Raw genomic sequence first — 9,376 nt, forward strand, 5'->3', positions numbered from 1 at the left:
ATTTCTAATTGACAATATCTGACGTTGTTATTTTATCAAGTTTAAAATTAAAATATTTAGGTAAATCATAACGAATGTCTTTTAGAAAATTAAAATTATATATTAATTTTTTAGGCTTGACATAGTAAGCAGCAGTTCCCTTTACAATTATATTCTGTGATTTTTTAGAAAAGTCAATAAGAATTCCTCTTACAGTAAAGTCAAATTCGTTATCAATTTCTCCATTGTTTATAAACATACCCTTAATAAAAATAGAATCCCTAAATACTAACCTACCGTCGTTTATTATTGCTACAAATATATAGCTTGGAAATCTTTCAACAATTTTATTTGTTTCAACATCTTTAATTACTATTTCATCATTATCCAAAAAAATTTCATTTTCATTTTTTAGATGAATCTTCGTTAAAACTCTAGGCTCATAAAACTTGAAAATACTTAGATTTTCTGAATCCTCCAAGGATATACCTTCTTTTTTAAGATAAATATCATTTATATCATGTCCACCAGCAACGCATCTTGTTGTAATTCCTTTATATTTTGATGTGATTCGAATTAAAAATTTGTTGTAATTGAAGGCTGGATCACTTTGAATAGTCGCTGTTATATCTGCATCATAATACTTTGAAAAATCAAATGGCAAAGTCATAGGACTTTCAAGAGAGCTATAATTATTTTCATAAAATTTTTCAAGTTCATCAATATGTTCACCAAATATAATATTTACAATTGATTCCGGTATATAATCTGCTTGTACTTGATTCTCTATATTTTTCAAAGAATTTACTCTATTTACACCAATTTTAATAATGCTAATAGCTAAAACTAATATAATACTGATAGTAATTAATGAGGTTAATAGCACATATCCGTTACGTCTCATCTCTACACCTCACTGCTACATTTTTCTTATATGTTAGACCAGAGGATGAAATTATTTCTATCTTTACAACTCCATTTTCTAAATTAATTGCAAAACTTTTTATATCATCTGCAAGTCTATTAGTTCCTATATTTTTATACTTTGAGATTCCCAAATTATATTTTTTTGAGGATGAAAAAGAATATCTATAAATAGAATCAAATTTTCTTTTATATGAAATATGTTGAAATCTGTTATTGGGTTTTACATTTTCTCCCCAATCAATTCCTATTAATATTTCATCATTATTTACAGATTGAACTATAAATGAAGCTGCGCCTATTTCATCTGCTATATAATTTAAAGCAAATTCGCAATCATTGTAACCCTTGGTATATTTAGATAAAACTTTATAGGTGTTTACACTATTATTAAAAGCGCTAAATAAAACCATTAAAATAATTGAAGATATGGCTATTGAAACTATAAGCTCAATCAGTGTAAATCCCTTTTTCCTTGAGGTATAAAATAATTTCATAATTATTTCCCCTATTATCTTCTTTTTTTAAAATAATCTTTTTTACTCCGCCAAAGTCCTCTTCTTCAAAATCTCCTGTAAGAACTCCTGATTTATAGTACGCCCCTATTAAAGATTCAGCATTATTTCTTAATTCTTCTATTACTTTTTCTTTAGATTCTAGATTATAGATTGATTTTGATATAGTGCTAATTCCGGTCACTAAAGCAATCGAGATTATAGAAATCAAAAATATAGAAATGACAGATTCTAATAAAAAATATCCCTTTTTCATCATTCCACCCTCATATTTACATTTCCTGTAACAGGAGCAACTGTGATTGTGTATATTTTATTTTTCCCACCTAAGATCAAAGTTCCTGGTCCTTCATAACTAGGAGATCCTCTTTTTGTAAATGAAAAACTTTTGTTTTGATAAGGATATGAAATTACGTTTAAAACTTCAAAATCATAACTAAATTGTAGTTCACTTCCTAAGTATTGCTTATATCCAATGCTACTAAATTCTAATTTTGTTGTATCCCTCATCTTCATTGCCAATGTTCTGGTAGATTTTATATCATCTACTATCCTTTCTATTTCATGTTTTTCTTTAAATAATCCTAAATTCTTTATTCCATAGAATGCAGTGGATATTAGTATTGAGATAATAGATAAAACAAGAATCAGCTCTATAAGAGTGAATCCAGATTTTTTTGTATTTTTCTTATTCATCTTTATTTTTATTATTTATATTACTTTTAGAATTATTGGTTTCATTTAAATTTGTTTTTTCATTTTTCAATTTTGATTTCTTTTTTCTTTTAACCTTTGTAGTTTCTTTGTCTGAAGAAAGTTCTTCTAACTCATCATCATCTTTTAAATAAGTCAACTTAAGTTCTTTTTCATTGTTATAACTATCAACTATAGACATCTTTACAATATAGAATGTACCTTCCTCTAGTCCTTTGTATGTATTCTCATCAATTTGGTAATAAAAACCGTTTATATCTTTTGCATCGGGAATTATGATTTGATTATTCTTCTCTTGAACATAGCCTGCATAGATAGGATATCTCTTCATATCTTCTATATAACCAAAAGTTCCCCATTGATTTATAGGATAATAAATAATTTTTAAAGATTCGCCATCTTTTAATTTTAAATTCTCAAAGAATAGATCTATAAATTGCATGTCAAAATTATTTTTGAATTCAAGATTTGTATACTTTACTTGAATCATGTCATCTATTGATTTTATAGCAGCATTTTCTGATGAACTTTCTATGTAGAACTCCCCATTATTTTTAATTAAATCTTCTTTTTTATCTGATTTTCCATCTATTTTATCATTATTAGACTTTTTAACATCATCTTTTTCTACTGAAGATTCAACATTTTTATCTTTCTTTAAAAATATATCTTTCAAACTTTTTGTACTATCAATTTGATTTGTATTTTCTTCAATAGTTATCTTTTCATCAGTCTTAGCAAATATATTTCCGCTATATCCATCTTCTAATAAATCAAATTCATAAGCTCTTCCTTTTACACCCAAAGTGTTTATGGCGGTAATAATATCGTCATAACTTCCTTTAAAGCTAAAAGTATAAGAATTGTCATCTTCACTATTAATAAAATTTGTGACCTCAGATTTTTTTAGGTTTAGAAAGTTTTGAACTGAACCTTTATTTTCTTCTTTTTTAATATTTGCCTCTGGTTTCTTTTCAATATTTTGTTTTTTTAATTTATTGTCTTCAATTTGATTTTCTAATTTTAAAATACTTAGATTCGACTCATAAATATCCCTATCTTTAGGCAATATTAAAAACTTATAAAAAATAAACTCTAGCAGAGTAAATAGAAATATTGCAAATAAAATTTTTTCTCTCTTACTTAATTTTCTATGAAATATTTTTTCTTCCATATTTATCTCCTGAAGTATATGCAAAACAATTTTTAATAATTAAATTTAACTTAATTATAGAATATCACATTAATCTATTTTTTATATTAAACAAAACATAGATTTCTAATTATCCTTTTAAATCTCATTAAATGCTCGCAAATCCTTATTCTAAAGGGCTTCGAGCATTTTTACTGTTGGAAGATACTTCACGTTTCCTTATATATTTCCTCATGAATTGACTGTCAGAAGTGGTAAATTAGTAGTAAATTCATCTGTACTACTAAGCAACAAGACGTTCCTGCTGTTTCTTTTTTTCCAAGCGGTTCATCTCTGCCATAGCAGAATCGAATGTAGCATGTGCGTAATAGTTCAGCGTCATGTTTATATTCGCATGCCCCATAATGTACTGCAATGCTTTTGGGTTCATTCCTGCATTTGCATAGTTAGTGCAGAACGTATGACGCAAAATGTGTGGAGTGATATGGGGTAGCTTATCCTCATGATATTTATTGTATTTCTTGACAAGGTTTTTCAACATACCATTGTAATCACTTGCCACTTTAGGATAGTCTTTCCCATTGAGAAAAAGGAAATTACTATAACCATCAATCACAACACATTTACGGTTCTTCCGATTCGCCAGCACTCGCTGAAACGCTTGATAGGCTTCTTCAACCATAGGAACTTGTCGTTCGCCACTTTTAGTCTTGGGAGTTTCAATGTAGTATCCATTTTCAGTATCTCGTAGTAACTGATGGTCTACCTTGACAAGACGATTTTCAAAATCCAAATCTGGAAGTGTCAGACCGCCAAACTCTGAAATACGAAGACCCGTTTTTAAGAGTATCAGGATTTCATCATAATTCTTGCTGTAGGTCTTATCAGCTTTCGCAAAGGATAACAGCTTTTCTTCCTGCTCCGTTGTCAATGCGACTTTAGGAACAGTATCATCATCAATGACGGTATTTAGCTGGAAGTCAAAGGGATTCTTCCGAACACAATCGTCTTCAATCGCAATATAGAATGAAGCCCTTAAAGAACGCTTATAGTTATTGATGGTTTGATAAGCATATCCATCTTCACTCATTCTAATCGCCCATTCTTTAGCGTCAGACGGTTTAATGCTGTCTATGCTCCTTGCACCTAACTTGTCCTTTGTCAAAATATCCATCAGATATTTCCGTCCAGTTTGCGTGCCTTTCTTCACATTGGGTCTTTGAGCATTCTGCTTTGCGTAAAGCTGACAAAGTGTCATTTTCTTTCCTACAACATCAATGCCATCATGAATGTCTTTCAGTAGCTCCGCAACTTTTTCCCGAAGAGGAACACAATCACGCTTTCCTGCTGGTACTCTGTCTGTAGCCACCAGTTTCCATGAGTAGATAAATTGCGGTTCTCCAAATGAATCTACATATTTATATAAGTATCTTCCGTCTTTTCGTTGGCTCTCCCCAGTCTTTAAAATGCGACCTTTATTGTCACGTCTTTTCTCTGACATGGCTTTCGCTCCTTTCCAAAATGGAAAGAGCCTTGATACGACTTAATGCTATTTTATCATATCCAAGACCCTTTGGCGACGCTAGATTGCGTCCAATTTATCAATAATTTTTTCAAACTGTTTTCGCTTTATCTGAATACGATTGCCATTCATAATCAGCCAATCAGCATTTTTATTTTCATCTGCCAAACGACGGAGCTTATTTTCGCCAATACGGAAATACTTAGACGCTTCTTCAATGGTCAGGGTATAACGCTCCCAGATAGGAATATCTGTCTGCTTCATAAAATCCTCCTTTCCCAATCACACGTTAGATTTCATAAAAGTAGTTTTACAAGCAATCGAACAGCTTTAGCAAAGCTCACGGGAGTTCCACCCTTGCACGGTTCTCGTCCAACTGTACTCATTGCCTGCGACGCTTTTAACGCTCGGACTATGACGATACAGGAGTATCATTATTACGATAAGAATGTCTTCGCTGGCAATCCTGCTAAAGATTACTTCTCGGATCACTGACATGAATCGCTCGCTATCTTTACAGGGCAGGTCATGGCGGTCAGCTCCGTTGGCTCTTTTCTTATCGAAATGTATTCGACTGCTGTTATTCAGTTTTCAAAGAACAGATGGCTTGTCAGCCTATCAAAACATACTGAAAGACAATATGCTTTGATGGAATAACAAACCTCCCCAATCGGGAAGTATGGAAAGCTCGTCCGCACTTCCACGAAAAGAGAGATAAATCGGTGCTACTCAATCTCAAATGACAGGATTTTTGTAATCAACCTGGTTTCCATTCGTCCACGTAAGACCTCATCAACGACCATACTTTGATTGCCATATTCATCTTTCATCAACCGTAGAGAGCGTTTAGCAATGTACCCTCTGTAATAATGTAGAATCTGGTTAATCGCTTCTGTATCGCCATCACAAGCCTTTACAATCAATGGGAATGGAATTCTGGAATATTCTTTTCTCATTCTTCGTTTTCCTCCTCCATAAACTTCTTGATTAAGGCTAGTCCACTGGTTCTATGCCGATAGACAGTAGAACGGTTCAATTTCAACAGGTCTGCAATTTCTGAATCGCTCATGTCCATAAAGTAAAACAGCAGTAGAATTTCACGTTTCTTGTCTGGCAACTCACGTAATGCTTCACTCAACAAATCATTTTCAACGCCTACTGATAACCCATTGAGTGTAAAAATCTGAAAGTCAGTTGAATAGTTATCTGTTGTCGCAAACTGGCTAACAAGATAATCGCCAACATCCGAAAAGGACACCTCACGCTTTGCAATCCTTGAAAGATAAAGCATATAATTCTTTCGCTCGTCTTCCATAGCACGTTTACAGATATAGTCAAACTGATTTTCTATTGTGGTCTGAAAAGAAGATGGTTTCATGTTTCTCACCCCCTTTCTGTCTAGGAAAGGAAGTGAGCCTTGCTCGTTTATCTCCTTTCACTCTTAGTCCCAATGTGAAAGGGGGATTTGTTGCATTACTGATAAATAAACTTTGTAAAAAAGTTCTGAATAGCCAAAAAAGCATATAAACAGATTTATTTCTCTGTTTACATGCTTCTGTTATTCTATCTATATGATTTATAAAACCACATTGGTGGACGTACTTATCTATTGCAGATAGACGACTTTTTTTGACAAGAACCCAATGTAAGGAAATTTATTGTATATGATGTACTTCATGGCGACGTTGACCTCCAACAAACCGCCATTTGGAAGTAATATACAATATTTTAACAGCGTAAATAGCACTACCATATAACGGTTTTTTTTATTGGCGTTTAGTAGTGCTTTTTATTAAATATAAACCTATAAACCATATAACACGTTTTTCTATACCTGTTTTTAATTCAGTAGGAACAATAAAATGTATAGAGGTGGTCTACTATGCGTAAAAAAGAAGATAAATATGATTTTAGAGCCTTTGGTTTAGCCATTAAAGAAGCTCGATTGAAACGAGGTTTAACTCGTGAACAAGTGGGAGCATTGATTGAAATTGACCCACGGTACTTAACTAATATTGAAAATAAAGGGCAACACCCCAGCATACAAGTTCTTTATGACCTTGTATCGTTACTTCATGTTTCCGTTGATGAATTTTTCTTACCTGCTAATAACTTGGTAAAAAGCACCCGACGATTACAGATAGAGAAATACATGGATAGCTTTACAGACAAAGAACTATCCTTAATGGAATCTTTAGCCAGCGGTATCAACGAAGCAAGAAACATCGAAGACTAATTAAAAGAATCCATACATAACGGAAAGAGCCGATAAAATGAGATTGTATTAATCTCATTTTATCGGCTCTGCGTCTTTGCGTCTGGCTCTGTAATCACAGTTACTTTGAACTGCTTTATTTCAATTAAATTTTCTTGTCTGCATTTCGGACAATAGAGGGGGAATTTTTTTAATTCAGTATCTTCCCTTATAATCGTGTTTTATTTCCACATACAGGACACAATATCCACTTGTAGTTTATAATAACTATCTCCTCCTTTACACTTTAATTCAAATCTTTATTAAAGAATATTTCATCTTATTTAACAAGAAACCATATTTATATAACAACATAAAATACACTAAGTTATTTTATTGAACATATATCGTACTTTATCTATCCTACTATTTGGACGACGGGGCTGGCAAACAGGTTCACCGGTAGTAACATGGTACCCTTTTAACTCTGTTAAACAAACACTACGTCCATTTGTAAAGAAAGTTAAATCACTACGATATTCTTGAATACATCGAGCAGGGATTTCTCCACTAAGAATGACCTCATTATTTTTCAATTGAGTGTCTACGATGTTCGCACAATATTTAGGAGCATCGTTGTATGCTCGTGAAAGATATTCCTGTGGCGCATAAATTTTAAAACTAAGATATGGCTCTAACAATTCTGTTCCAGCTTTTTTTAAGACTTGTTCCAATACAATAGGAGCAAGCATTCGAAAATCTGCTGGGGTACTAACAGGGCTATAGTATAAGCCATACTTAAAACAGATTTTACAGTCCGTCACATTCCAACCATACAATCCTTGTTCACAGCCATAGCGTATCCCCTCCATAACTGCATTTTGAAACGATTGATTTAAGTATCCAAGAGAAACCGAGCTCTCATACTGTACTCCGCTCCCTAATGGAAGCGGTGCTACAGATAGACCAATGGAAGCCCAGAAAGGATTCGGTGGAACTTCGATGTGAATGGTATACTCTGCTTTTTTTAACGGTCTTTCCATATAAATGACTGTAGGCTCTTTTAGTTCTATCTCCACATGATACTTTTCTTGCAACAGTGCACTAATCACTTCCATTTGTACTTTCCCTAAGAAAGAAAGTATAATTTCATGTGTCGTAGAATCCACGTAATATCGTAGAAGCGGATCACTATCTGAGATTTCCAAAAGGGCATCAAGCAACATTTCTCTCTGTTCAGGTTTACTCGGTTCAACAGTTGTTTGTAGTAGAGGGTGCGGATTTTCAATCTTTTTTCTCTGTGGCAATAGTTTTGTATCTCCAAGAACACTATTTAACTTCAAAAACTCATTTTGCAAAATAACAATTTCTCCAGAATAAGCTCTATCAATCTTACATAATTCACCATTTATTGAAGTATACATTTCTGTAACTTTTATTTTTTCTTTTTCTGATACTCTAACCGAATCTCGTAAATGTAGTACTCCACTATAAAGGCGTATATATGCAAGACGTTGTCTTTTTTTTGTATATTCAATTTTGAAAACATTTCCGCAAAGTTCAGACGGACCTCGATGTGTTGATGAATAAAATTTATTCGTAATCACTTCTATAAGGTTATCAATCCCTATATTGTTTTTTGCACTTCCGTGATAAACAGGGAACAGGGAACAATTATGAAATCTTATGCTTTCCTCTTGTTCGAGTTCCAATGCTTCTAATGATTTACCGGACATATATTTCTCTAAAAGGTCATCGTTTCCCTCTATTACCGTATCCCATTGTTCAGATTCGGTAAAGTTCGTCACACACATATTAGGATACAGTTCTACCTTCTGTTTGATTACAATTTCGGCAGAAAGTTTCTCTTTAATATCCTGATAAACCGTTGATAAATCAATTCCATTTTGGTCAATCTTATTGATAAAAAAGATTGTGGGAATCCCCATTTTCCTAAGTGCATGAAATAATATACGAGTTTGTGCTTGTACGCCATCTTTTGCAGAAATCAGTAGAATTGCCCCATCTAAAACTGATAATGAACGATATACTTCTGCTAAGAAATCCATATGTCCTGGCGTGTCTATGATGTTCACCTTCGTATTTTCCCACTGAAAAGAGGTTATTCCTGTCTGAATTGTAATTCCTCTCTGACGTTCTAAAAGCGTATTATCCGTCCTCGTTGTACCTTTGTCCACGCTTCCTAATTCTGTAATCGCTCCACTGTTATATAATAAGCTTTCTGTTAAGGTAGTTTTTCCTGCATCAACATGAGCTAAAACTCCAATATTAATAATTTTCATGTGATTTTCCTCCATTCAAAAACCCAAAAGGGCATAAAAATCCCAGTGATAAATACTTTTATCACTGGGATT

Annotated in this window: 12 protein-coding genes and 1 pseudogene; 1 reads left to right on the forward strand and 12 read right to left on the reverse strand. The window is 32.9% G+C overall.

Annotated features, from left to right (window positions below):
- Positions 1 to 4: 4 nt before the first annotated feature.
- The 9 genes from HMPREF9225_RS07320 to HMPREF9225_RS07360 all read right to left on the reverse strand — a co-directional run bounded on the left by HMPREF9225_RS07320 (position 5) and on the right by HMPREF9225_RS07360 (position 6,185).
- Complete coding sequence (locus HMPREF9225_RS07320; RefSeq protein WP_008902309.1) at positions 5 to 883, reverse strand: hypothetical protein; 879 nt, start codon at positions 881 to 883, stop codon at positions 5 to 7.
- Positions 873 to 1,400 carry a prepilin-type N-terminal cleavage/methylation domain-containing protein gene (locus HMPREF9225_RS07325; RefSeq protein WP_040551430.1) on the reverse strand — a complete coding sequence of 176 codons (528 nt, stop codon included), beginning with the start codon at positions 1,398 to 1,400 and terminating at the stop codon, positions 873 to 875. The genes HMPREF9225_RS07320 and HMPREF9225_RS07325 overlap by 11 nt, the downstream gene beginning before the upstream one ends.
- Entirely contained in the window at positions 1,354 to 1,677 is a 324-nt protein-coding gene (locus HMPREF9225_RS07330) for a hypothetical protein (RefSeq protein ID WP_008902311.1), read from the reverse strand. The genes HMPREF9225_RS07325 and HMPREF9225_RS07330 overlap by 47 nt, the downstream gene beginning before the upstream one ends.
- Positions 1,674 to 2,114, reverse strand: coding sequence for a type II secretion system protein (locus tag HMPREF9225_RS07335; RefSeq protein ID WP_008902312.1), 441 nt, complete (start codon positions 2,112 to 2,114; stop codon positions 1,674 to 1,676). The genes HMPREF9225_RS07330 and HMPREF9225_RS07335 overlap by 4 nt, the downstream gene beginning before the upstream one ends.
- Positions 2,107 to 3,306: a hypothetical protein gene (locus tag HMPREF9225_RS07340; RefSeq protein WP_008902313.1), complete on the reverse strand. Its 1,200-nt coding sequence runs from the start codon at positions 3,304 to 3,306 to the stop codon at positions 2,107 to 2,109. Before HMPREF9225_RS07340 ends, HMPREF9225_RS07335 begins: the two co-directional genes overlap by 8 nt.
- A gap of 262 nt (positions 3,307 to 3,568) precedes the next feature.
- Entirely contained in the window at positions 3,569 to 4,786 is a 1,218-nt protein-coding gene (locus HMPREF9225_RS07345; protein ID WP_001291569.1) for a tyrosine-type recombinase/integrase, read from the reverse strand.
- A gap of 81 nt (positions 4,787 to 4,867) precedes the next feature.
- On the reverse strand, positions 4,868 to 5,071 hold the full coding sequence (locus tag HMPREF9225_RS07350; RefSeq protein ID WP_000814510.1) for an excisionase: 204 nt from the start codon (positions 5,069 to 5,071) through the stop codon (positions 4,868 to 4,870).
- A gap of 461 nt (positions 5,072 to 5,532) precedes the next feature.
- On the reverse strand, positions 5,533 to 5,763 hold the full coding sequence (locus HMPREF9225_RS07355) for a helix-turn-helix domain-containing protein (RefSeq protein WP_001224508.1): 231 nt from the start codon (positions 5,761 to 5,763) through the stop codon (positions 5,533 to 5,535).
- Positions 5,760 to 6,185, reverse strand: a complete 426-nt coding sequence (locus tag HMPREF9225_RS07360) for a sigma-70 family RNA polymerase sigma factor (protein WP_005957428.1) — start codon at positions 6,183 to 6,185, stop codon at positions 5,760 to 5,762. Before HMPREF9225_RS07360 ends, HMPREF9225_RS07355 begins: the two co-directional genes overlap by 4 nt.
- 504 nt (positions 6,186 to 6,689) lie before the next feature.
- On the opposite strand from HMPREF9225_RS07360, the gene HMPREF9225_RS07365 reads away from it, so the two are divergent.
- The gene (locus tag HMPREF9225_RS07365) at positions 6,690 to 7,043 is read left to right on the forward strand and encodes a helix-turn-helix transcriptional regulator (protein ID WP_001227347.1); all 354 of its coding nucleotides are present in this window, start codon (positions 6,690 to 6,692) and stop codon (positions 7,041 to 7,043) included.
- 59 nt (positions 7,044 to 7,102) lie between these two features.
- On the opposite strand, the pseudogene HMPREF9225_RS10110 reads toward HMPREF9225_RS07365, so the two are convergent.
- From HMPREF9225_RS10110 to HMPREF9225_RS10670, 3 genes and pseudogenes are all read right to left on the reverse strand, one after another.
- Positions 7,103 to 7,266: pseudogene (locus HMPREF9225_RS10110) on the reverse strand (cysteine-rich KTR domain-containing protein).
- Between the two features lie 118 nt (positions 7,267 to 7,384).
- Entirely contained in the window at positions 7,385 to 9,304 is a 1,920-nt protein-coding gene (tet(M), locus tag HMPREF9225_RS07370; protein ID WP_019117172.1) for a tetracycline resistance ribosomal protection protein Tet(M), read from the reverse strand.
- Positions 9,305 to 9,319: 15 nt separating this feature from the next.
- The coding region (locus tag HMPREF9225_RS10670; protein WP_425357261.1) for a hypothetical protein at positions 9,320 to 9,376 on the reverse strand (57 nt) is incomplete at its 5' end.

Source organism: Peptoniphilus duerdenii ATCC BAA-1640, from assembly GCF_000146345.1.
GTDB lineage: Bacteria > Bacillota > Clostridia > Tissierellales > Peptoniphilaceae > Peptoniphilus_B > Peptoniphilus_B duerdenii.

Coding starts and splice junctions, on each gene's coding strand:
- HMPREF9225_RS07320 (WP_008902309.1), bottom strand. CDS start 883: ATGAGACGTAACGGATATGTGCTATTAACCTCATTAATTACTATCAGT.
- HMPREF9225_RS07325 (WP_040551430.1), bottom strand. CDS start 1,400: ATGAAATTATTTTATACCTCAAGGAAAAAGGGATTTACACTGATTGAG.
- HMPREF9225_RS07330 (WP_008902311.1), bottom strand. CDS start 1,677: ATGATGAAAAAGGGATATTTTTTATTAGAATCTGTCATTTCTATATTT.
- HMPREF9225_RS07335 (WP_008902312.1), bottom strand. CDS start 2,114: ATGAATAAGAAAAATACAAAAAAATCTGGATTCACTCTTATAGAGCTG.
- HMPREF9225_RS07340 (WP_008902313.1), bottom strand. CDS start 3,306: ATGGAAGAAAAAATATTTCATAGAAAATTAAGTAAGAGAGAAAAAATT.
- HMPREF9225_RS07345 (WP_001291569.1), bottom strand. CDS start 4,786: ATGTCAGAGAAAAGACGTGACAATAAAGGTCGCATTTTAAAGACTGGG.
- HMPREF9225_RS07350 (WP_000814510.1), bottom strand. CDS start 5,071: ATGAAGCAGACAGATATTCCTATCTGGGAGCGTTATACCCTGACCATT.
- HMPREF9225_RS07355 (WP_001224508.1), bottom strand. CDS start 5,763: ATGAGAAAAGAATATTCCAGAATTCCATTCCCATTGATTGTAAAGGCT.
- HMPREF9225_RS07360 (WP_005957428.1), bottom strand. CDS start 6,185: ATGAAACCATCTTCTTTTCAGACCACAATAGAAAATCAGTTTGACTAT.
- HMPREF9225_RS07365 (WP_001227347.1), top strand. CDS start 6,690: ATGCGTAAAAAAGAAGATAAATATGATTTTAGAGCCTTTGGTTTAGCC.